Consider the following 21,854-nt stretch of genomic DNA (forward strand, 5'->3'; position numbering starts at 1 on the left):
CCAAGCCGTCGTAGTTTCTTTCCGTCGCATTCACAATAGACGTTAGTAAAGACACACATGACGTAGGATTATTCTAATCACAAGCGTAGTAAAAAGATCGATAAATAGTTGCCGATAAAGGGAAAATTAAAAGGACCTTATATGCAGACCCTCACCGACCCGGATTACCAAGCCCTCCAGGGCACCTGGGAGCAGACGTCGCTCGAAGACAGCGGCGTGCTCAACCCTGCGGATGCCCACAGCGCCCCCGGTGCAATGACTACAATTGCCGCAGATCAGTTTGAAGTGGTCACCGTTGATGGCGAGGTCTTGCTGGCTGGGCGATTCACGCTGGACAGCAGCCAGCGCCCCAAAAGCATTACCTGGGTAGACGCCATCGGCGATGACGCCGGTAAGCCGCTACCCGCCAGCTATCGACTTGATGGCGACACATTCGTGTTTATCGCTGCGGATCCGGGCCAGCCGCGTCCTGCTTCATTCAGCACCGGACCAGGGCAAACCATGCGCACGTTCGTGCGCAGGTCCTGATCACCAGAGCATCCGAATTCACCACAGAATTTTCACGAAGCCTTCACTTTCCGACCTATAGGGTGAGGCCTACCTACTCCAGTGAATCACTTGGCCCGCCTCTCCTCGCGGGCTTTTTTTTGCCTGCGCAATGATGCTGTTATAAAGGCTGAGCGACCGCGAAACTAATCGTCATCGCCGCAGGTCATTAGCCCAACGAGTGTCCAGCCCCGTGGACGCCGCTCTCGAAGATCCTGCCGTGGCCCGACACTCCGACCTGCGCACTACCCTGTCCCTGGACAGCCTTAACTTCTTCCTGGCCGATGTGCGTGACGGCCTCGGGCCTTACCTGGCCATCTACCTGCTCGCAGTGCACAAGTGGGACCCGGCCAGTATCGGCGTGGTGATGACCCTGGCGGGCATCGCCGGGCTGCTGACCCAGGGCCCGGCGGGGGCGCTGCTCGATCGAACCCGCAGCAAACGCGCCGTCATCGCCATCGCCGCAATCCTGGTGACGGCCAGTTGCCTGATACTGCCGTTTGTCAGCAATTTCAGCCTGGTGGCACTGACCCAGGCCGCCAGCGCCGTGGCGGCTTCCGTATTTGCCCCGGCGATTTCAGCGATTTCCCTGGGGATTACCGGGCCCAAAGCCTTCACGAGGCGCACCGGGCGCAACGAAACCTTCAACCATGCAGGCAATGCCGTGGCCGCGCTATTGGCTGGCAGCCTGGCGTACCTGTTCGGGCCGGTGGTGGTGTTTTACCTGATGGCCTTCATGGCGGTCGCCAGTCTTGTGGCGGTCAGTTGCGTGCCCGCCGCGGCTATTGACCACGAAGTCGCACGTGGATTTGACCCTGCCCATCACACCGACGACGAGCAACCCTCCGGAGTGAAGGTGTTGCTGTCGAACCGCCCGCTTCTGCTGTTCGCCATTTGCTGTGCCCTGTTCCACCTGGCCAATGCTGCCATGCTGCCACTGGTCAGCCAGAAGCTCTCTCAGATCAACCTGCAGATGGCTACGCCGCTGACCTCGGCCTGCATCGTCGCTGCGCAGTTGGTGATGGTGCCGGTGGCCTGGCTGGTGGGCGCCAGGGCGGATGTGTGGGGGCGCAAACCGTTGCTGCTGGCCGGTTTCATTATTCTGCCGCTGCGTGGGGTGCTCTATACCCTGTCCGGTGACCCATACTGGCTGGTGACCGTGCAATTGCTGGACGGCATTGGTGCAGGCATTTTCGGCGCGCTGTTCCCGGTGATCGTCAAGGATCTGACCCAGGGGACCGGGCGCTTCAATGTCAGCCTGGGTGCGATCTCGACGGTGTTTGGGCTGGGAGCGGCACTGAGCAGTAGCCTGGCCGGTTTTGTGGTGCAACAGGCGGGCTACAACGCCGCGTTCCTGACCCTGGCCGGCGTCGCCGCCGTGGCACTGGCGCTGGTGTGGCTGGCCGTGCCTGAGACGTTGGCAAAAAAACCGACGTTTGCGGGGGTTGGAACGGTCGCTTGAATACGCGTGCAAGGTGGGGAGAGCCGGTCAGCTCTCACCCGCTGACTCACTCTGCGGTGCTGGCGAGGAATTCGCCGGCTTTGCGCACAAGCGTCCTCCACTCTCTCCCATCGATGAGGCCGTTGCTCTCCATATCATCGGCCGTCCTCAGCAATTTGAAATATTTGTCCTCAATATTCTGTTCGTTCACCACCTGGGTGTAGATCTGTGCCCAGGTTCTTACCGCAGAGCGCCGCAGTGATCGTTGCATTTTTGCACCTGATTATGTCCGCGGACATAGAGCGCCGGCCTGAGAACATCGTTCAGCGGCGCCACTGCTGATCCGACGAGCGGTGGCACCAGGCCATTATTGATGCTGCTACGCCCTTTCGGCGCAGTGGTTCAGATCCGACTCACAGCGGTTGCGCCTGCAAACCGCCATACAACTGTCGTCACACCTATGCGACAATGCGCGCCATGTCTGGCATGAACCCCGCCTTCATCTCCCAGCAGCCCGGCCATCACGTCAGGCGCTGCTCTCGACTTATGCGCGTTGGATCAACAAGCTCGGACTGGAGCCAATGGAAAGGCTCCAGATGGCCCCGCCCTGGGTCCAACTCACATAAGCGCACCCCAAGCTATTGATAGGTAAAGTAATTGATCTCCACAGCTAACATCACCATGCAGTTCGGCGCCAAGCCGCTCTTCGAGAACGTCTCGGTCAAGTTCGGCGCCGGCAACCGGTATGGTCTGATCGGTGCCAACGGTTGCGGCAAGTCGACCTTCATGAAAATCCTCGGTGGCGACCTGGAGCCGTCCGGCGGCCAGGTCATGCTGGAGCCGAATGTGCGCCTGGGTAAACTGCGCCAGGATCAGTTCGCCTACGAAGAATTCAACGTGATCGACACCGTGATCATGGGCCACGAAGAGCTGTGGAAGGTCAAGGCCGAGCGCGACCGTATCTATTCGCTGCCGGAAATGAGCGAAGACGACGGTATGGCGGTGGCCGAGCTGGAAACCGAATTCGCCGAGATGGACGGCTACACCGCCGAATCCCGTGCCGGTGAACTGCTGCTGGGCCTGGGCATTCCCCTGGAACAGCACTTCGGCCCGATGAGCGAAGTGTCTCCTGGCTGGAAGCTGCGTGTATTGCTGGCCCAGGCACTGTTCTCCGACCCGGAAGTGCTGCTGCTCGACGAACCGACCAACCACCTGGACATCAACACCATCCGCTGGCTGGAAAACATTCTGACCCAGCGCTCCAGCCTGATGATCATCATCTCTCACGACCGTCACTTCCTGAACAGCGTGTGCACCCACATGGCTGACCTGGACTACGGCGAGCTGCGCCTGTTCCCGGGCAACTACGACGAGTACATGACCGTGGCGACCCAGTCCCGCGAGCAACTGCTGTCGGACAACGCCAAGAAGAAAGCGCAGATCTCCGAGCTGCAATCCTTCGTCAGCCGCTTCTCGGCCAACGCCTCGAAGGCCAAGCAAGCCACCTCCCGTGCCAAGGCGATCGACAAGATCCAGCTGGCCGAGGTCAAGCCATCGAGCCGCGTGAGCCCGTTCATCCGTTTCGAACAGACCAAGAAGCTGCACCGCCAGGCCGTCATGGTCGATCGCATGGCCAAGGGCTTTGACGGCAAAACGCTGTTCAAGGACTTCAACTTCCAGGTTGAAGCCGGCGAACGCGTGGCAATCATCGGCCCGAACGGCATCGGCAAGACCACCCTGCTGCGCACGCTGGTGGGCGAGCTGACCCCGGACGCCGGCTCCGTCAAGTGGACCGACGCCGCTGAGCTGGGCTACTACGCCCAGGACCACGCCCACGACTTTGAAAACGACATGAGCCTGTTCGACTGGATGGGCCAGTGGACCCAGGGCGAGCAGGTTATCCGCGGCACCCTGGGCCGCATGCTGTTCTCCAACGATGAGATCCTCAAGTCGGTCAAGGTAATCTCCGGTGGTGAACAGGGTCGCATGCTGTTCGGCAAGCTGATCCTGCAAAAACCCAACGTGCTGATCATGGACGAACCGACCAACCACCTGGACATGGAATCCATCGAAGCGCTGAACCTGGCGCTGGAAAACTATCCGGGCACGTTGATTTTCGTCAGCCACGACCGCGAGTTCGTCTCGTCCCTGGCCACCCGCATCATTGAGCTGAGCGCCAGCGGCGTGATCGACTTCAGCGGTACGTACGACGACTACCTGCGCAGCCAGGGCGTGGTGTTCTAACTTGCCGTGATCGTCAGGCACCATGTGCCTGACAGCCTCCCTGTGGCGAGCAGGCTCCCTGTGGCTGACAGGCTCCCTGTGGCGAGCAGGCTTGCCCTGCGTTGGGCTGCGCAGCGGCCCCAATCAAAAACACCGCGTTCAGTCTGGCAGAATGCGGTGTCTGGTTTTAGGGCTGCTGCGCAGCCCAACGCAGGGCAAGCCTGCTCGCCACATTAAAAGCCCATCCAATGCGACAGGCTTCAGGCGAAGTAGTTAGCCTGCTTTCATTTCCCGCAAGCCCTTGCCATGATGCAGCCACCGCCCGCCCGCGAATGAGTTGCCATGTCCGCCGCCCCTTCCTCCCTGTCGATCACCCTGCAGATCGTCTCCATCGTCTTCTACACCTTCATCGCCTTTATCTGCATCGGCCTGCCGATTGCGGTGATCCCGGGCTATGTGCACGAGCAACTGGGCTTCAGCGCGGTGGTGGCCGGGTTCACCATTGCGGCGCAGTACCTGGCCACCCTGCTCAGCCGGCCCTTTGCCGGGCGAGTATCGGACAACGTGGGCACCAAACGCGCGATTGTGCTGGGCCTGACCGGCATTCTGCTCAGCGGCGTGCTGACGTTTTTTGCCACGCTGGCGCAGAGCCTGCCGACCCTGAGCCTGGGTATCCTGATTGCCTCACGGCTGCTGCTGGGCGTGGCCCAGGGCCTGATCGGGGTGGGCACCATCAGTTGGTGCATGGGCGCCGTCGGTGCCGAACACACCGCGCGCTCGATTTCCTGGAATGGCATTGCCTCCTACGGCGCCATTGCCATTGGCGCACCGTTGGGGGTGGTGATGGTTGCGCACTATGGCTACACGAGCCTGGGCCTGGCGCTGTCAGTGCTGGCGGCACTCGGGCTGGTGTTGATCCGCAATAAACCTTCGGTTCCGGTGGTGCGCGGCGAGCGGCTGCCCTTCCTGGCGGTATTCGGGCGCATCGCGCCGTTTGGCGCCAGCCTGTGCCTCGCCTCGATTGGCTACGGCACGCTGACCACCTTCATTACGCTGTACTACCTTAATCGCGGCTGGGCCGGTGCGGCGTACTGCCTCACCGTATTTGGGGTGTGTTTTATCCTGTCGCGCCTGCTGTTCATTTCCGCCATCAGCCGTTTTGGCGGTTTTCGCGCCGCCATCGTCTGCATGTTCATCGAAACCCTGGGCCTGATTCTGTTATGGCTGGCACCAACGACCGGCGTGGCGTTGCTCGGTGCCGGGCTGACCGGTTTCGGGCTGTCGCTGGTGTATCCGGCGCTGGGCGTGGAGGCGATCAGGCAGGTCCCCAACAGCAGTCGCGGCGCGGGCCTGAGTGCGTATGCGGTGTTTTTTGACCTGGCGCTGGCGATTGCCGGCCCGCTGATGGGGGCCATCGCGCTGAACCTGGGTTACGGCTGGATCTTCTTCTGCGCAGCGTTGCTGTCGGTCAGCGCGCTGGGCGTGACCCTGCTGCTCAAGCGTCGCGCTTACTGATCCGCCGTCTGCAAACCGGCACGGCTGGACTGGCCCAGGGTGTGGCTGAAAAAGCGCCCGGCCTCGGAGATCAAGTCGCGGTGAATGCCCTCACGGTCAACCCCGTCGGCATCGGTGCACACCGCCGGCATGGCCGCCAGTTGATCGCTGTCGCACGGCGCCATGAACACAAAGTGCCCGGCGCCGGCCAACAGTTTGAAGTCCGGCGGCTCGGGCAATTTGCGCGCGAGCGCGGCGGCGTTCTTGTCCACGGCCACCAGCTTGTCGCCGTCACCGCTGTAGAGCAGCACCGGCACATGCACATCCGCCAGGGTATGGCGACCGAACATCAGGCTCAGCGGCGCCATCAGCATCAGCGCGTGGATGCGTGCATCGGCATGCGGCTGCAAATCGTCACGGTCCACCACCAGTTCGCCTTTGGTGGTGCAGGCGTCATGGTCTTCGGGGCGTTCCTGGCAATAGCGGCGCAGGCGGTCGAAATCCGGCTTGGCCCCGGCGAGGATCAACGCGGTCTCGCCGCCCGCCGAATAGCCGATCACGCCCACCTGCTCGACGTTGACGAACGGCGCCAGCATCGGGTCGCCAAGGGTGGCAGTGATCGCTTCGGAAATCTGGATCGGCCGCCCGTACAGGTTGCTCACCGTGCCCAGCCGGCTGTGGTCCTTGTAGTTGTCGCCGGGGTGCAGCACCGCCACCACCACAAAACCCTTGCGCGCCAGCGAAGTGGCCAGATCATGCAGCGCCAGCGGCGTGCCGGTGTTGCCATGGGACAGCATCAGCATCGGGAAACGCCCGATGGCGACTTTGGAATCTTCCGTGGCGCCGACGGTGTAGGCCCCCACCTGCGTGGTGTGCTCCATGCCCGTGGAGGGGTAGAACGCGACGGCTTTCATCGGCTGTTGGTCCACCGGATCGAGAAAACTCATGCGATGGAAACCCACACTCCAATGGGGGAGCGACACCGGTGCGGCCTGCACTGAAATCAGGCCGCCGAGGAGGGAAAGAGCCATTACTGCACATAGACGCATCATGGGGATGTCCACCTGTGCCGCGTGAGAACCAACATCGAATGAGAAACCCGGGATCGTGAACCCTTGTCTGCCTACGATCTGCATAACCCGGGCCACATTGAAAGGACCGCGCGCAAACGAAAAAACTCCGTACTCCGCTCGCGTTCAGGCGATCAGAATACAGAGTTTAAGCGCCGTGCTTCAGATTGATACCGGAGCGCGGCGAATTTTACACAAGCCTTACGCAGCGGCGAACAGCTGCTCGTTGATCAACAGGTTAGCCTCGCTCATGGCCTTGCTGCGCACGTCATCGCCGTAGGCCAGGCCTTCGGCCCGCACCACTTCGATATCGGTGATGCCCAGAAAGCCGAACAGCAGCTTCAGGTAGCCTTCATGGGCAGCGCCCGACGCCTGGCCCGCATGCAGGCCACCGGCGGTGGAGACGATGATGACTTTCTTGTTGCCGCACAGGCCTTCAGGACCGGCTTCGCTGTAGCGGAACGTCTGGCCGGCCACCGCGATGCGGTCGATCCAGGCCTTCAACTGAGTCGGGATGGTGAAGTTGTACATCGGCGCACCCACCACCACGGCATCGGCGGCGAGGAATTCAGCCAGCGACACGGCACTCAGCTCGGCTTCGTGCTTCTGTGCGGCATCGCGCAGTTCTGCGGCGGTGCCCAGGGCGCCCAGGGTGGCGCCGGAGAAGTGATTGATCGCGTCGCTGGCGAGGTCGCGGTACGTCACTTCCACACCCGGCTGCGCGGTCTGCCAGGCCTTGACCACCTCGGCACTGAGCTGGCGGGAAGCCGAGTTGTCACCGAGGATGCTGGAATCGATATGCAACAGTTTCATGGTGGATCTCCGTGAGTGGGATCGACAGTGGCGATCAGATGGTGGTGATGCTACGCATGAAACCAATAGCCGATAAGCCAGCTAAAATGCGATAGTTTGTCCCACTGACAGGACAATAGGCGCCCCTATGCAAGACCTCAACGACCTCTACTACTTCGCCAAAGTCGTCGAAGCCGGCGGCTTTGCGGCGGCCGGCCGGCTGCTGGGGATTCCCAAGTCGCGGCTGTCGCGGCGCATCGCCGAGCTGGAAGAACGCTTGAGCGCACGCCTGCTGCAACGCACCACCCGGCAACTGACGCTGACCGCGGTGGGCGAGCGTTACCTGCGCCACTGCCAGGCAATGCTGTTGGAAGCGGAAATGGCCGACGAGGCCGTGGCCAGTATGTCCAGCGAACCCCGTGGCCGCCTGCGGGTGAGCTGCCCGGTGGGCATGGCCCAGCACATGATGTCGGAACTGGTGGCCGGATTTCTCGCGGCGTACCCGCTGGTGCAGCTGGACATGACCCTGGTCAACCGCCGCGTCGATCTGGTGGCCGAAGGCATCGACGTGGCCCTGCGCGTGCGCGAACTGGGCGATGAAGACCCGTTGCTGGTGACCAAGCGCCTGCGCCAGGCCCAGACCGTGCTGGTGGCCAGCCCGGGCTTCATGCGCGAGCGGCGGGTCAACAGCCTCGAAGACCTGAAACAGCTGCCGATCCTCGGCGCAATGGAGGCCGACCGCATGGTCCATCAGCGCATTCTCGACCCCCGGGGTAATGCCCACGATCTGGTGATGGAGGCGCGCCTGGGCATTGACGACTTTATCGTGCGCAAGGCCAGCGCCGTCATGGGCCTGGGCTTTACCGTGCTGCCGATGATGTATTGCGAAGAGGAGCTGGCCAGCGGGCGTCTGGTGCAACTGCTGCCGCAATGGTCATTGCCGGGCGGCTGGCTGCAGGCCGTGTACCCGCACAGGCGCGGCGTGCTGCCAGCCATTCGCGCGTGGATCGATTACCTGGAAGAAGGCTTCAAAGGCTGTGGAGACCGCTTGCTATGACGATGACCGAAGCGCAAGTTGCGCAGTTCTGCCTGAGCCTGCCCGGCGCGCGGGAAGACTACAAATGGGGCGGCGTGCGCGTATTTTCGATTGCCGGCAACAAGATGTTCGCCCTGCAGAACCTGCGCGGTGACTCGCTGGCGTTCAAGGTCGACAAGGCACTGTTCCTCGGTCACGTCGATCGCCCCGGTATCCACCCGGCGCCGTACCTGGCACGGGCGCAGTGGATCATCATGCACGTGCCCTACCCGCTCGGTGCGCAGGAACTGCGGGGTTTGTTGCAGCGCTCCCATCAGTTGGTGGTGAGCAAACTGCCCAGGCGCACTCAGCTCGGTTTATGGCTAGAGCACTGACAACAGCGTGCCGCCAAGGAACAACTGGTCAAGCCAGAACACCTGGTGCAGCAGCACAATCACCCAGAACAGCACCTGGTAAGACACCTTGCGCGTCTTGTGCCGGAACACCTGCTGGGCAATCAGCGCTCCCGGCCATCCGCCTGCCAGTTCCACAGCGTGCAGGATGTTTTCCGGGATGCGCCGGCCTTCGGACTGCGCCTTGCGCTTGTCGCTCCAGTACAAAAAGAACGCCATCACACTGACCACCGCGTAGGCGGCCAATGGCAGCAGGGTTTCGCCGCGCTGCCACACCAGCACCGAACCCAGCAGCGGCGCCGCGCACAACAGCGCGAAAATCAGCGCTTTAAGGCGTGGGTGCTGGATACTCATGCGTTGGCTGCCGACCAGTCGATCCAGCCGAACTGCCAGGTCGCCAGGATCAGCAGGCCGAAGCCGATGCGATACCAGGCAAACGCCGCGTAGCTGTGGTTGGCGATGAACTTGAGCAGGCCCTTGACCGCGATCATCGCGAAGATGAACGAGGTGACGAAGCCGATGGCAAACACCGGCAGATCGGCCGGCTGAAACAGGTCGCGGTACTTGTAGCCCGAGTACACCGCTGCGCCGACCATGGTCGGCATCGCCAGGAAGAACGAAAACTCGGTGGCGGTCTTGCGCGACAGGCCGAACAGCAGGCCGCCGATAATGGTCGAGCCGGAACGCGAAGTGCCCGGGATCATCGCCAGGCACTGGGCCAGACCCACCTTGAGCGCATCCTTCCAGGTGATCTCGTCGACGGTTTCGGCGTGCACCTGGTGTTCACGGCGTTCGGCCCACAGCATGATGATGCCGCCGACGACCAGCGCCGTGGCCACGGTAATCGGGTTGAACAGGTAGTGATGGATCAGGTCGGCGAAAATCACCCCGAGCACCACCGCCGGCAGGAACGCAATCAGCAGGTTGACGGTAAAGCGCTGGGCATTGCGCTGGGTCGGCAGGCCGGTGACCACGTCGAGGATCTTGCGCCGGAACGCCCACACCACTGCGAGAATGGCGCCGAGCTGGATGATGATGTTGAACGCCATCGCCCGTTCACCGCCGAAATTAAGCAGGTCGGCGACGATAATCTGGTGGCCGGTGCTGGAGATCGGCAGGAACTCTGTCAGCCCTTCCACAACGCCAAGAATCAATGCCTGAATGGCGGTCCAAAAATCCATACTTCCCCCAAAGGTCATGCGCGACGGCACGCCTCATTTCTATTTTTAAGTGGTTCATTGACGACACGACCCGGCGCAGACACGCACTGCAGGGCTGCAAAAAATCCGTGAAAAATCAGTCAGTACTCAGGTTTTGCGCTGACGGGCCGAAAGCCTATCAGACCCGCCGCAAATGTCGATGCAACACCCACAATTATAAAAAGCCCGGAGTGACAGGACGATGAACAGTTTGCGCACTATGTCGATCAGCCGCCGCCTGTGGCTGATCCTGATCGTCGCGGTATTGATGCTGCTGACCCTCGGCGTATTGATGCTCAAGCAGATCCACGACGACCTCTACCAGGCCAAGCGCCAGCAGACCCAGCACGTGGTGCAGACCGCCAGCGGCATCCTCACCTACTACCACACCCTCGAAACCAGCGGCGTGATGACCCGCGACGCCGCCCAGAAACAGGCCCTGAGCGCCGTGCGCGGCCTGCGTTACGACCATGACGACTACTTCTGGATCAACGACCTCACGCCCGTGATGATCATGCACGCGGCCAACCCCAAACTCGACGGCCAGAACCTCTCGGCGATCCGCGACCCGGACGGCTTTGCGGTGTTCAACGAGTTCGTGGGCCTGGCCAGGGCCAAGGGCGCCGGCATCGTCAATTACCGCTGGCCCAAGCCCGGCGCCGAAGCGCCGGTGCAGAAAACCTCGTACATCCAGCTGTTCGAACCCTGGGGCTGGATCATCGGCTCCGGGGTGTACGTGGACGACGTGCAGGCCGAGTTCAAGGGCCAGGTGTGGAAAGCCTCGCTGATCGGCCTGGGCATCGCGCTGGTGATGGCGCTGCTGGTGCTGTTGATCGCGCGCAGCATCGTGCAGCCGTTACAGGCGGCGGTGAATGCCATGGCCAACATCGCCAGTGGTGAAAGCGACCTGACCCGCAGCCTCGACACCCACGGGCGCGACGAAGTCACCCAGTTGTCCCGACACTTCAATAGCTTTACCGCCAAGCTGCGCCTGGTGGTGGGGCAATTGCAGACCTGCGCCAACGCCCTGGGCCACTCGTCCCTGGAGCTGGGCACCAACGCCAGTCAGGCCCATGACCGCAGCCAGCAGCAGTCGCAGCAGATGGAGTTGGTGGCCACCGCGATCAACGAAGTCACCTACGGCGTGCAGGACGTGGCGAAAAACGCCGAACACGCCGCCAGCGAGATGCGCGACGCCCAGGCCCAGGCGCAACAGGGCCAGGTCAATATCGACAGCAGCCTGCAGCAGATCGACCAGCTTTCCAGCACCATCAGCCAGGCCGTGGACGTGATTCGCACCCTCTCCAGCGAAAGCACGCAGATCGGCAGCGTGCTGGAGGTGATCCGCTCGATTGCCGACCAGACCAACCTGCTGGCGCTCAACGCCGCCATCGAAGCGGCACGCGCCGGCGAGCAAGGCCGTGGCTTTGCCGTGGTTGCCGATGAGGTGCGGCTGCTGGCACAGCGCACGCAGACATCCACCGCCGAAATCCAGGCCATGATCGAACGCCTGCAAGGCCACTCGGAAGCGGCGGTCAAGGTCATCAGCGACAGCCACAGCGCCTCGCAACTGACCATCGAGCAGGCCGGCCGGGCCGGCGCCAGCCTTACCGCCATCGGCCAGGCGCTGCACAACCTCAACGGCCTCAACGCGTCGATCGCCAGCGCGACCCTGCAGCAGGCGCAGGTGGTGGAAGACATCAATCAGAACGTCACCCAGGCAGCGGGGCTCTCCCAGAGCACCGCGCTGGCGGCCCAACAGTCCAGCGTAGCCAGTGCGCAGTTGCGCGGATTGAGTGAACAACTCGACAGCCTGCTGCGCCAATTCAGGATCTAGCGTCACCGTGTAGAGTGGCTGTGTTTTGTAGATCAGCGGCCTCTGGGTACAATCACCGCCCTCTTCCACGCTCCCAAGGTACCGCCATGTCCGGGCTTGAATTGTTCGCCGCCGCCCTGGGGGTGATTGCTGTCTGGCTGACGGTCAAGCAGAACCCCTGGTGCTGGCCCATCGGCCTGGTGATGGTGCTGCTCTACACCTGGGTGTTCTACGACGTGAAACTCTATTCCGACATGCTGCTGCAAGTGGTCTACGCCGCGCTGCAAGTGTATGGCTGGTGGCAGTGGACCCGCGCCGGCGAAGTCAGGCAGGGCCGCCAGGTGACCAGCCTCAAGGCCCCGGCAATCCTCGTCAGCCTCGCGGTTGGCGCGCTTGGCAGCCTGCTGCTCGGCGCCGCCATGGCGCACTGGACCGATGCCGCGCAGCCCTGGCTGGACGCCGCCCTCACCGGCTTCAGCCTGGTGGCGCAGATGTGGATGGCGCAGAAACGCGTGCAATGCTGGCCACTGTGGATAGCGGTGGATGTGATCTTCGTCGGGCTGTTTCTCTATAAAGGCCTCTACCTCACGGCCGCGCTCTACGCGCTGTTCACCGTGATCGCTGTGCAAGGCTGGCGTGAATGGCGCGCCGACCCGGCGTTGCGCCCATGAAGGTGGTGGTATTGGCGGGCCCTGAGTCCAGCGGCAAAAGCTGGCTGGCTACGGAGTTGCATCGGCATTTTGGCGGGCTGATGGTGGGTGAATACGTGCGCCACTTTATCGATCACCACCAGCGCGACACTACCTTTGCGGACATACCGACCATCGCCTGTGGCCAACTGGCCTGGGAAGACGCGGCTCGCGCGCAGCAGCCGCACCTGTTGATCCTCGACACCCACCTGCTGACCAACCGACTGTGGAGCCTGACCCTGTTCGGCGACTGCCCCGCCTGGCTGGACGAAGAACTGCTGGCCCGTCACTACGACCTGCACCTGCTGCTGTCCCCCGAAGACGTCGACTGGACTGCCGACGGCCAGCGCTGTCAGCCGGCACTGGCGGACCGTCGCGCGTTTTTCCAGAGCAGCCTGGACTGGATCGAACGGCACCGCCAGCCCGCCCTGGTGATTCGCGGCCAATGGGCAGCACGCCGCGCCGAGGCATTCGCCGCCGTCCATCAATTGCTGGATCAGCCACCTCGCCCCTAGGCGCTGGTTGCTTCGCCTACCGACTATCGGGCCGACGCAGTCCGCCTGCCGCATCGCCAGTCAACCTTCTAAAGGAGACTGGCCCATGAACCTGCGTATCGTTGCCCGCCTGATCAATTTGCCCGAAAACCGTGCCGTCCGGGTGCAAACGGCGGCACACCCGCTGTTGCTGGTGCGTATTGGCGACCAGGTGCGTGCGTTCCAGGCCGATTGCCCCCACGCCGGCGCGCCATTGGAAGACGGCGTGATCTGCAACGGGCACCTGATCTGCCCCTGGCACAAAGCCGCCTTTGCCGTGGACAGCGGTGCCGTCATGGAACCGCCGGCACTGGTCGGACTCAGGCAATACCCGGTGCAGGTGCATGCCGGCGTGGTCAGCGTCGGCGACCAGCCCATTGCGGCTGAACCGCCGGTTCCACGCCTCGACGCGCGCTGCTTCGCAGTCATTGGCGCGGGCGCTGCGGGCACAGCGGCCGTGGCCACGCTGAGACGCGAAGGGTTCGCCGGACGCCTGCTGTGGATCGACCGCGAAGCGAATCCCGCCTACGACCGCACGGCCTTGAGCAAATTCGTGATCAGCGGGGAAATGGCCGCTGAAGACACCCCGCTGCTGCTGGAGGAACACAGCTTCGCCGACTTCGGCATTCACGGCGAGGTCAAACGCCTGGACGCCGCCGGCAAATGCATCGAACTGGTGGACGGGCGCCGCTTCGACTACGACGCTGCGCTGGTTGCCAGCGGCGGCGCAGCACAGCCTTTGGACATCCCTGGCGCGGTACTGAGTAACGTGTTCGTACTGCGTAGCCGCGACGACGCCGCGCGCATCGCCAACGCCGCGCAGTCAGGCGCATGCGCAGTGATAATCGGCGACAGTTTCATCGGTCTCGAAGCGGCCTCGGCGCTGCGCCAGCGCGGGCTGGTGGTGCAAGTAGTCAGTCGTCACGAGATACCGCTGGCGGCGCCGTTGGGCCGGCGTATCGGCGCGGCCCTGCGCCAACTGCACGAAGACAACGGGGTGATCTTCCACAGCAACACCGAGCCCGAGCGCTTCGACGGTCATGGCGCCGTCAGCACCGTGCTGCTCAAAAACGGCAAGCGACTGGCCGCCGACCTGGTGCTGATGGGCGTCGGCGTCAAGCCTGCCACCGCCTTCGTTCACGGCGTCAGGCATGCGGATGACGATTCACTGAGCGCCGACGCTCACCTGCAACTGGCACCGGGTTTGTGGGCCGCCGGCGACAATGTCACCTTCGCCTGGCAACAGTTGCCGGTGCGCATCGAACACTGGCGCCTGGCTCAGCAACTGGGCGTGCTGGCCGCGCGCAACATGCTCGGCGATACGCAGGCGTTCAGTGACGTGCCGTTCTTCTGGACCTACCACTTCGGCAAGACCTTCGAGGTGCTCGGGCGTGCGCAACACTGGAACCGCCTGCACCTGGAAGGCGACCTGCAACGCCACACCTTCATCGCCCTGCTCTGCCGCGACGATCAGGTCGAGGCGGTGATCGCCTGCCAGTATCAGCAGGCCATGGCGCGTCTTTCCCGGCGCATGCGGCAACCGCTGGGCAAGGCCGAAGCGCTTGAGCTGATCCGTCAGACCCAGCACTGACCTGTGGGAGCGGGCTTGCGCTAATGCCGTTCAGTTAAGCGCAGATTCCCTGTGGCGAGCAGGCTTGTCCTGCGTTGGGCTGCGCAGCAGCCCCAAAACCAGACACTGAGCCGTATCAGGTACACCGCGTTTTGCTTGATTGGGGGCGCTTCGCACCCCAACGCGGGGCTTGCCCCAATGCCGTTCAGTTAAGCGCAGATTCCCTGTGGCGAGCAGGCTTGTCCTGCGTTGGGCTGCGCAGCAGCCCCAAAACCAGACGCTGAGCCATATCAGGTACACCGCGTTTTGCTTGATCGGGGGCGCTTCGCACCCCAACGCGGGGCAAGCCCGCTCGCCACAATAAGCCCACAAGCGCAGATTCCCTGTGGCGAGCAGGCTTGTCCTGCGTTGGGCTGCGCAGCAGCCCCAAAACCAGACGCTGAGCCGTATCAGGTACACCGCGTTTTGCTTGATTGGGGGCGCTTCGCACCCCAACGCGGGGCAAGCCCGCTCGCCACAATAAGCCCACAAGCGCAGATTCCCTGTGGCGAGCAGGCTTGTCCTGCGTTGGGCTGCGCAGCAGCCCCAAAACCAGACGCTGAGCCGTATCAGGTACACCGCGTTTTGCTCGATGGGGGGCGCTTCGCACCCCAACGCGGGGCAAGCCCGCTCGCCACAGAGGCTCCAGTTTGCTGCGCGACAGCGCTAAGTCGAAGACTTGGCGGAGCCTCCCACATTTGATCGTGTTTACACGCCCCTATTCCGGTCGGCTCTCAGGCCGCCGCGCTTTTGCTTTTGATCTGGAGCGCCCCGTCAAACACGCTGGCCAAGGGGCTCCCGTCAGTAACCCAGCGACAGCCCGGTATTGCGGCGCGGGTCATTGGCGCCATAGAAGCGGTTTTTCCCCACCGGCTTGCCATCCAGTGACGGCGCGCCCACCAGGATCGCGGCGAGGTGGTTGGCGTCCTGCGGGCCGGCAAACGTATGACCCCAGCTTTCAAGGATCTTGCGCGTGTCCGGGCTGATCGCGAAAGTCTCGAGGTTGGTGGCCGGCGGCATCCACTGCTGGTGGAAACGCGGCGCGTCCACGGCTTCCTGAATGTTCATCTTGTAGTCGATCACGTTGAGAATGGTCAGCAAGGTCGCAGTAATGATGCGGCTGCCACCCGGCGTGCCCACCACCATCACCGCCTTGCCATCTTTGGTCACGATGGTCGGGCTCATCGACGACAGCGGCGCCTTGCCAGGTGCAATGGCATTCGCTTCGCCCTGCACCAGGCCGTACATGTTCGGTACACCCACCTTGACGGTGAAGTCGTCCATTTCATCGTTGAGAATCACCCCGGTAGTGCTGGCCATCACGCCGGCCCCGAACCAGTCGTTGAGGGTGTAGGTAACGGACACCGCATTGCCCCACTGATCAACGATGGAATAGTGGGTGGTGTTATTGCCTTCGTGGGGCGACACGCCTGGTTTGATCGCCTGGGAGTCTGCGGCCTTTTGCGGCTCGATGGCGGCACGCAGCTTGGCGGCGTAGTCCTTGTCCAGCAGGTGGGCGATAGGGTTTTTGACGAAATCCGGATCGCCCAGGTAGCTGTTACGGTCCACGTACGCGTGGCGCATCGCTTCGATCTGGTAGTGCAGGCCCTGGGCCGAGTGATAGCCCAGCTCGGCCATCGGATAGCCTTCGAGGATGTTCATGATCTGGCAGATCACCACGCCACCCGAGCTTGGCGGCGGCGCCGAGACCACATGGTAGCCGCGGTAATCGCACTCGATGGGCGCCAGTTCGCGGGTTTTGTAATTGTCCAGATCGGCCTGGGTGATGATGCCCTTGCCGGCCTGGCTGGACGCCACCAGAGCCTTGGCCACCCAGCCCTTGTAGAAACCGTCGCTGCCCTTGGCGGAAATCTCCTTGAGGGTCCTGGCCAGGTCCTTCTGTACCAGCTTCTGCCCGACCTGCAGCGGTTGACCGTTGTGCAGGAAGATGCCGCGCAGGTCCTTGTCCTTTTCGAACTCGCCGGTGGCGGTGTGCAGCAGGTCGATATCACCCTGCTCCAGGGCAAAGCCGTTTTCCGCCAGGTTTATCGCCGGGGCGATCACCTGGGCGCGCTTGAGGGTGCCGTACTTGCTCAACGCCAGTTCCATGCCGGACACGGTGCCGGGCACGCCCACGGCCAGATGGCCCTTGGCGCTGAGGCCGTCAACGACGTTGCCGTCCTTGTCGAGGTACATGTTGGCGGTGGCCGCCAGCGGTGCTTTTTCGCGAAAATCGAGGAAGGTCCTGCGGCCGTCGGCCAGTTGCACGGTCATGAAGCCGCCGCCGCCGAGGTTGCCTGCGGCCGGGTACACCACCGCCAGCGCATAACCGACGGCCACGGCCGCGTCCACCGCGTTGCCGCCGGCCTTGAGTACATCCACACCCACGTGTGTGGCCAGATGCTGGGCCGTGACCACCATGCCGTTTTCACCGCCGACCGGGGCCTGGGAGGCGGCCTGCACCGCGCTGACGGTGAAGACGAGGGCGGTAGCGATCAAGGTGCGGCTGAAGGGTTGGTAGTTCATCCATGGATACTCGGCTGATTGAGATGCACCAAATTAGCCCTTCCCGGCGCCGATCCCCAGCGCGGTGGCGTTTTTAGTACAGAACCTGTCGGGGATAGAACCTGCGTGCTCGCGCCTGCGCTAGAATCGCCGCCATTGTTTGTCCGCCCCCCTGATACGAGCCCGCCCATGAGCTTTGATTTCGATACGATCCACTCCCGCCTCGGCACCGGCAGCACCAAGTGGAACCGCTACCCGCACGACGTTTTGCCGATGTGGATCGCCGACATGGACATCGCCGCACCACCGGCCGTGCTGCAAGCCCTGCACGCGCGGCTTGACCAGCAGGTGCTCGGCTACAGCGTGGCCGGCCCGGACGTGCGCGAGGCGATCATCGCCGACCTGTGGGTCAAGTACGCCTGGCGCGTCCAGCCTGAAGAGCTGCTGTTTTTGCCCGGCGTCGAACCCGGCTTCAATATGGCGCTGCGCGGCTTTGTGCAACCGGGCCAGCCGGTGGTGCTGCAAACCCCCAATTATCGGCCGATCCGCCTGGCGCCCGGCCACTGGAACCTGCCGCGCATCGAAGTGCCGTTCGTGCTGGTCGACGGCGAATACGTCACGCCCATGCCCGCCATGCGCGAGGCGCTGAAGGGTGCCGGCGCCCTGCTGCTGAGCAACCCGCACAACCCGATCGGCAAGGTGTTCCCCCGCGAAGAACTGCTGGCACTGGCCAACGCCTGCCTGGAAAACGGCGCGTTGATCATCTCCGATGAAATCCACGCCGAGCTGTGCTTCGACGGCCGCCGCCACATTCCCACCGCCAGCCTCAGCCCCGAGATTGCCCAGCGCACCATTACCCTGATGTCGGCCAGCAAGGCCTACAACGTGGCCGGTTTGAAGACCTGTTTCGCCGTGGTGCAGAACGCCCAGGTACGTGAACACTTCAACAACGCCCGTTGCGGCATGGTCGACAGCGTCAGCCCCCTGGGCCTGGAAGCCACCCGCGCCGCCTACAGCCAATGCGGCGAGTGGCTGGATGCACTCAAGCAGTACCTGCAAGCCAACCGCGACTACCTGCTGGACGCGGTTAACACGCGCTTGCCCGGCGTCAGGATGCACGCGCCACAAGGCACTTACCTGGCCTGGCTGGATTGCAGCGCCCTTGGCCTGGAAGACCCGCAGCGCTTCTTTCTGGAACAGGCCAGGGTAGGCTTGAGCGCCGGTATTGAGTTCGGCGATGACAGCCAGCAGTTCGTGCGGCTGAACTTCGGCTGCCCACGGTCGATGCTCGAGGAAGGCCTGCAGCGTATGGAACGGGCCTTGCGCTAAAACCCGTGAACCTCTGTGAGCTCCTGTTGCGGTGAGCGCCTGCATCAATGGGTGCAGGCCCTCACAATTTGGCGATGGACACTTCCGTCGATTTCACGAATGCAATCACTTCGCTGCCCACCTTCAATTCCAGGTCACGCACCGAACGGGTGGTGATCACTGACGTGACGATGCCGGACGCGGTCTGCACGTCGATTTCAGACACCACTTCGCCCAGCAGAATCTCTTTGATAACGCCCTTGAACTGGTTGCGCACGTTGATCGCTTTAATGGTCATGTCGGCTTTCCTGTTGGCTGTTGGGTCAATCCGCACGAATGCGCAGGCCCTCAAAATGCGCTATCAACCAATAAATCAAAAGGAATATATAACTATTTATTTATTCTATATGGATATATAAGAACGGTTCGCCTGCCAACGCCTGATCAACAAATTGCCTTGTTGTGCCCGCCGAGGCAGGAACTGGCGGTGCAGTTGCCACACCCCAGGGACCGCCGTGACCCGCTGCTGGCCCGGCTCAAGGCGCAGGCCCTGACCGAGTTGCAGCAGGCCCATGTGATCTAGACGGCGGTCAATGTCACCCAGAACCGCGTGCGTGCCTGCACCTCGAACCCCAGGGTTTGCGCCAGCAGGTTGAGGATACGGTCGGTATCTTCCAGGCGAAAACTGCCGGTGACCCGCAAGGCTTCCAGGCGCGGGTCCCAGCGCAGCACGCCTGGGCGGTAACGCTCAAGCTCACGCAGGAAGTCGCCCAAGGGCTGGTTCTGCGCGGTCAGCACACCGTCGCGCCAGTCCGGCTGCGTCACATCGAACGGGGCCGTGCGCCCCAGGCCAACCGCGCTCAACGGGGCCTGCTCACCCTTGTGCAACGTCGCCATCTGCCCCGTCAGGTCACGCACCTGCACCGCGCCCTGCAGCACCGACACCCGGCAACCACTCGCCAGTTGCCGCACACACACCTCGGCCTGGCTGACCCTCAACTGCCCGTAGCGCGTCTGCATCTGCAGGGCTGACGGCCCCGGCACCTTCAACGCCAGCTCGCCCTCGACGAGGGTGAGATGCCGCCGCGCCAGGTCCACATCCACCGCCGTGGCGGTATTGAGTTGCAGGCTCGCGCCCTCGGCCAGGGGCAGGCGCCTGCGCTCGCCGGTGGCGGTATGCAGGTCGGCGCGCCAGGCCTCGATGGGCAACTGTCGGCTGATCAGCCAGGCGGTCGGCACCAGCACCGCCACCCCCAGGGCGCGCTTGAGCACGGCGCGCCGACCTGGCTGCGCACGGTCGAGGCTGGCCAGCGCCAGCGCCTGGGGCAACTCGCTGAAACGCTGACGCAGGGACTGCGCTTTCTGCCAGGTCTGTTCGTGTTGCGGATGGCTGTCGCGCCATTGCTGCAAGGCGGCATGATCACCCTCGGTGGCCGCGCCCGACTCCACCAGCGCCAACCAGTGCGCCGCTGCCCGCGCGACCTCGCGACTCATTCGTCCACCAGCAGGCAATGCTCATAGGCCTGGGCCATGTAGCGCTTCACCGTGCGCTCGGACACCTGCAGCCGCTCGGCGATCTCGCGATAGCCCACGCCCTCGAGCTGGCTCCACAGGAAGGCACGACGCACCGGCGCAGGCAGCCCGTCGAGCAGTTCGTCCAGGGCCTGCAGGGTTTCCAGCAGCAGCCAGCGCTGCTCGGGCGACGGTACGCAGGCTGGCGGCAAACTGGCGAGGGCATTCAGATACGCCTGTTCCAGGCTGCGCCGCTGATGAAAGTTGACCAGCAGCCGCTTGCCGACCGTCACCAGGTACGCGCGCGGCTCCTGCATCTGCGCAATCGGCTGCGCGCTGGCCAATACCCGCAGGAACGTATCCTGGCTCAGGTCCGCAGCATCCCAGGCATTGCCCAGGCGCCGCCGCAGCCAGCCTTCCAGCCAACTGCGATGATCACGATACAGGCTCGACAAGGTTGGTTCGGGGGCGTGCGTGGGGACAACGGCATCATTCATGGCAAACCACCTGCACGGCGCGATTGAGTCTCAAATGAGATTCATTCTATTTAATATCGTGCTGGCACACCACGATCTTTTAAACAGGTTGTTTAGAAATCGGCCTGGAAAAGTTGTCTTTACTATTTGTCTTGTTGTGGATATTTTATCCAAAAGCTCGATAACCACCTTGATCGGCGAGGCCCCATGAAGACTGTCCACACCCGAGACGCCGCTGCGCCCGCAGGTCATTATGCTCAGGCAGTGGGCCACAACGGCACGCTGTATATCTCCGGACAATTGCCGGTCAGCCCGGACGGCGGCCATAACTTCTCGGCGTCATTTGCCGAACAGGCGCAGATAGCGCTGGGCAATCTGCTGGCCATCTTGCACGCCAGCGGCGGCACCCCGGCGGATTTGCTCAAGGTCACGGTGTATGTCACCGGCATCGCGCATTGGCCGGAGTTCGACCGCCTCTACGCCGCCGCGCTGGGCGAGCATCGCCCTGCCCGCGCGGTGGTGCCGGTGCCGGAGTTGCACCATGGTTATCTGATCGAAATCGAAGCGGTGGCGCGCTATTTGGCGTAGGTGTAGACCGCCGCGCGCGACACGCCCAGGTGCGACGCGACCGTCTCCATGGCCCGGCGCACGTCCATGCAGCCCGAGTCCTTGAGCTCCTGCATCAACACGCGGCGATCAGCAGCCTTGAGCGCGCGCGGGGTGGTGGCCAGGCGGGCGGCGAATTGATCGATGCGCGCACGGATGACATCTGCGCCGGAGGGGTCGAGGGATTCGCCCGGTGTGTCATCGCCGACGCTGCTGAACTGTTCGAGCATGCCCTGCAAGCTGCGGAACAGCGACAGGTCGACATTCATGCACAAGGCGGCGACGTACTGGCCGCTGGTGTCCTTGATGCCGATCGAGGTGCTTTTGACCTGACGCCCGTCGCGAAACTGGTTCTGGTAGTTGGCAATGACTTGCGGGTAATCGGGGTCGGCAATCCGCGCCAGCCCAAGCTCGGTGGCCGGGTCATCGGGCTGGCGCCCGGAGAGGTTGTTATGGATGGCCAGGATCGCGTGCTGTGGGTCGCGCAAGTCGTGCAGCACCACTTCGCAGAAGGGGCTGAAGGTCTTGCTCAAGCCTTCGGCAATCTGTTCGAGCTGGCTGATCAGGTGAGTGTGTTCGATAGAGAGGTTTTTCATGCAAGACAACA

The 21,854-nt window shown here is 63.0% G+C and carries 22 protein-coding genes and 2 pseudogenes; 14 read left to right on the forward strand and 10 right to left on the reverse strand.

What is annotated here, in order from left to right; genetic code table 11:
* Positions 1 to 141: 141 nt before the first annotated feature.
* The gene (locus tag JOE32_RS06475) at positions 142 to 528 is read left to right on the forward strand and encodes a TIGR03067 domain-containing protein (protein ID WP_209982478.1); all 387 of its coding nucleotides are present in this window, start codon (positions 142 to 144) and stop codon (positions 526 to 528) included.
* Positions 529 to 766: 238 nt separating this feature from the next.
* A complete protein-coding gene (locus JOE32_RS06480; RefSeq protein ID WP_209990384.1) occupies positions 767 to 2,008 on the forward strand; it encodes an MFS transporter in 1,242 nt (413 codons plus the stop codon).
* Between the two features lie 46 nt (positions 2,009 to 2,054).
* Here JOE32_RS06480 and JOE32_RS06485 read toward each other — a convergent pair whose 3' ends face one another.
* Positions 2,055 to 2,258, reverse strand: a complete 204-nt coding sequence (locus tag JOE32_RS06485) for a hypothetical protein (RefSeq protein ID WP_209982480.1) — start codon at positions 2,256 to 2,258, stop codon at positions 2,055 to 2,057.
* Between the two features lie 161 nt (positions 2,259 to 2,419).
* On the opposite strand from JOE32_RS06485, the pseudogene JOE32_RS24965 reads away from it, so the two are divergent.
* The 3 genes and pseudogenes from JOE32_RS24965 to JOE32_RS06495 form a co-directional block, all read left to right on the forward strand.
* Positions 2,420 to 2,613 (forward strand): annotated as a pseudogene (locus tag JOE32_RS24965) (hypothetical protein); the annotation flags it as partial.
* A gap of 31 nt (positions 2,614 to 2,644) precedes the next feature.
* Positions 2,645 to 4,231, forward strand: a complete 1,587-nt coding sequence (locus JOE32_RS06490; RefSeq protein WP_082638529.1) for an ABC-F family ATPase — start codon at positions 2,645 to 2,647, stop codon at positions 4,229 to 4,231.
* 321 nt (positions 4,232 to 4,552) lie between these two features.
* The gene (locus JOE32_RS06495; RefSeq protein WP_209982482.1) at positions 4,553 to 5,725 is read left to right on the forward strand and encodes an MFS transporter; all 1,173 of its coding nucleotides are present in this window, start codon (positions 4,553 to 4,555) and stop codon (positions 5,723 to 5,725) included.
* On the opposite strand, the gene JOE32_RS06500 is transcribed toward JOE32_RS06495, so the two are convergent.
* Together JOE32_RS06500 and JOE32_RS06505 are read right to left on the reverse strand one after the other, a co-directional pair.
* The gene (locus tag JOE32_RS06500) at positions 5,719 to 6,756 is read right to left on the reverse strand and encodes a dienelactone hydrolase (protein ID WP_209982484.1); all 1,038 of its coding nucleotides are present in this window, start codon (positions 6,754 to 6,756) and stop codon (positions 5,719 to 5,721) included. The genes JOE32_RS06495 and JOE32_RS06500 overlap by 7 nt on opposite strands.
* Before the next feature lie 219 nt (positions 6,757 to 6,975).
* Positions 6,976 to 7,587 (reverse strand): FMN-dependent NADH-azoreductase, encoded by a 612-nt coding sequence (locus JOE32_RS06505; RefSeq protein ID WP_209982486.1) that lies wholly within the window; start codon positions 7,585 to 7,587, stop codon positions 6,976 to 6,978.
* Between the two features lie 127 nt (positions 7,588 to 7,714).
* On the opposite strand from JOE32_RS06505, the gene JOE32_RS06510 reads away from it, so the two are divergent.
* Positions 7,715 to 8,623, forward strand: a complete 909-nt coding sequence (locus JOE32_RS06510) for a LysR substrate-binding domain-containing protein (RefSeq protein WP_209982488.1) — start codon at positions 7,715 to 7,717, stop codon at positions 8,621 to 8,623.
* Complete coding sequence (locus tag JOE32_RS06515) at positions 8,620 to 8,976, forward strand: MmcQ/YjbR family DNA-binding protein (protein ID WP_209982490.1); 357 nt, start codon at positions 8,620 to 8,622, stop codon at positions 8,974 to 8,976. The genes JOE32_RS06510 and JOE32_RS06515 overlap by 4 nt, the downstream gene beginning before the upstream one ends.
* On the opposite strand, the gene JOE32_RS06520 is transcribed toward JOE32_RS06515, so the two are convergent.
* Both JOE32_RS06520 and JOE32_RS06525 read right to left on the reverse strand, forming a co-directional pair.
* Positions 8,965 to 9,348, reverse strand: a complete 384-nt coding sequence (locus JOE32_RS06520) for a DUF1294 domain-containing protein (protein WP_209982492.1) — start codon at positions 9,346 to 9,348, stop codon at positions 8,965 to 8,967. The genes JOE32_RS06515 and JOE32_RS06520 overlap by 12 nt on opposite strands.
* A complete protein-coding gene (locus tag JOE32_RS06525; protein ID WP_209982493.1) occupies positions 9,345 to 10,175 on the reverse strand; it encodes an undecaprenyl-diphosphate phosphatase in 831 nt (276 codons plus the stop codon). The genes JOE32_RS06520 and JOE32_RS06525 overlap by 4 nt, the downstream gene beginning before the upstream one ends.
* Positions 10,176 to 10,395: 220 nt before the next feature.
* Between JOE32_RS06525 and JOE32_RS06530 the strand changes: the two genes are divergently transcribed.
* From JOE32_RS06530 to JOE32_RS06545, 4 genes are all read left to right on the forward strand, one after another.
* A complete protein-coding gene (locus tag JOE32_RS06530) occupies positions 10,396 to 12,030 on the forward strand; it encodes a methyl-accepting chemotaxis protein (protein WP_209982495.1) in 1,635 nt (544 codons plus the stop codon).
* A gap of 86 nt (positions 12,031 to 12,116) precedes the next feature.
* The gene (gene pnuC, locus JOE32_RS06535; protein ID WP_209982497.1) at positions 12,117 to 12,680 is read left to right on the forward strand and encodes a nicotinamide riboside transporter PnuC; all 564 of its coding nucleotides are present in this window, start codon (positions 12,117 to 12,119) and stop codon (positions 12,678 to 12,680) included.
* Positions 12,677 to 13,213: an AAA family ATPase gene (locus JOE32_RS06540; protein ID WP_209990386.1), complete on the forward strand. Its 537-nt coding sequence runs from the start codon at positions 12,677 to 12,679 to the stop codon at positions 13,211 to 13,213. The genes pnuC and JOE32_RS06540 overlap by 4 nt, the downstream gene beginning before the upstream one ends.
* A gap of 85 nt (positions 13,214 to 13,298) precedes the next feature.
* Positions 13,299 to 14,822 (forward strand): FAD-dependent oxidoreductase, encoded by a 1,524-nt coding sequence (locus tag JOE32_RS06545; protein WP_209982499.1) that lies wholly within the window; start codon positions 13,299 to 13,301, stop codon positions 14,820 to 14,822.
* 819 nt (positions 14,823 to 15,641) lie between these two features.
* Here the strand turns inward: JOE32_RS06545 and ggt are convergent.
* A complete protein-coding gene (gene ggt, locus JOE32_RS06550; protein WP_209982501.1) occupies positions 15,642 to 17,366 on the reverse strand; it encodes a gamma-glutamyltransferase in 1,725 nt (574 codons plus the stop codon).
* A gap of 168 nt (positions 17,367 to 17,534) precedes the next feature.
* Here ggt and JOE32_RS06555 point away from each other — a divergent pair, with 168 nt between their 5' ends.
* Positions 17,535 to 18,674, forward strand: coding sequence for a MalY/PatB family protein (locus JOE32_RS06555; protein ID WP_209982503.1), 1,140 nt, complete (start codon positions 17,535 to 17,537; stop codon positions 18,672 to 18,674).
* Positions 18,675 to 18,735: 61 nt separating this feature from the next.
* Here the strand turns inward: JOE32_RS06555 and JOE32_RS06560 are convergent, their stop codons facing one another.
* Complete coding sequence (locus tag JOE32_RS06560) at positions 18,736 to 18,951, reverse strand: TOBE domain-containing protein (protein WP_003173733.1); 216 nt, start codon at positions 18,949 to 18,951, stop codon at positions 18,736 to 18,738.
* A 174-nt stretch (positions 18,952 to 19,125) separates the two neighbouring features.
* Between JOE32_RS06560 and JOE32_RS06565 the strand changes: the two are divergent.
* Positions 19,126 to 19,236, forward strand: a pseudogene (locus tag JOE32_RS06565) (ABC transporter ATP-binding protein); the annotation flags it as partial.
* On the opposite strand, the gene JOE32_RS06570 reads toward JOE32_RS06565, so the two are convergent.
* The gene (locus tag JOE32_RS06570) at positions 19,233 to 20,147 is read right to left on the reverse strand and encodes a FecR domain-containing protein (RefSeq protein ID WP_209982505.1); all 915 of its coding nucleotides are present in this window, start codon (positions 20,145 to 20,147) and stop codon (positions 19,233 to 19,235) included. The pseudogene JOE32_RS06565 and the gene JOE32_RS06570 overlap by 4 nt on opposite strands.
* Positions 20,144 to 20,662, reverse strand: a complete 519-nt coding sequence (locus JOE32_RS06575; protein WP_209982507.1) for a sigma-70 family RNA polymerase sigma factor — start codon at positions 20,660 to 20,662, stop codon at positions 20,144 to 20,146. Before JOE32_RS06575 ends, JOE32_RS06570 begins: the two co-directional genes overlap by 4 nt.
* Before the next feature lie 186 nt (positions 20,663 to 20,848).
* Here JOE32_RS06575 and JOE32_RS06580 point away from each other — a divergent pair, with 186 nt between their 5' ends.
* Positions 20,849 to 21,229 carry a RidA family protein gene (locus tag JOE32_RS06580; protein ID WP_209982509.1) on the forward strand — a complete coding sequence of 127 codons (381 nt, stop codon included), beginning with the start codon at positions 20,849 to 20,851 and terminating at the stop codon, positions 21,227 to 21,229.
* Here the strand turns inward: JOE32_RS06580 and JOE32_RS06585 are convergent.
* Positions 21,217 to 21,843, reverse strand: coding sequence for a PAS domain-containing protein (locus JOE32_RS06585; RefSeq protein WP_209982511.1), 627 nt, complete (start codon positions 21,841 to 21,843; stop codon positions 21,217 to 21,219). The two genes, JOE32_RS06580 and JOE32_RS06585, sit on opposite strands and share 13 nt — an antisense overlap.
* Between the last annotated feature and the right edge of the window lie 11 nt (positions 21,844 to 21,854).

This window comes from Pseudomonas sp. PvP025 (assembly GCF_017832155.1).
Lineage (GTDB): Bacteria > Pseudomonadota > Gammaproteobacteria > Pseudomonadales > Pseudomonadaceae > Aquipseudomonas.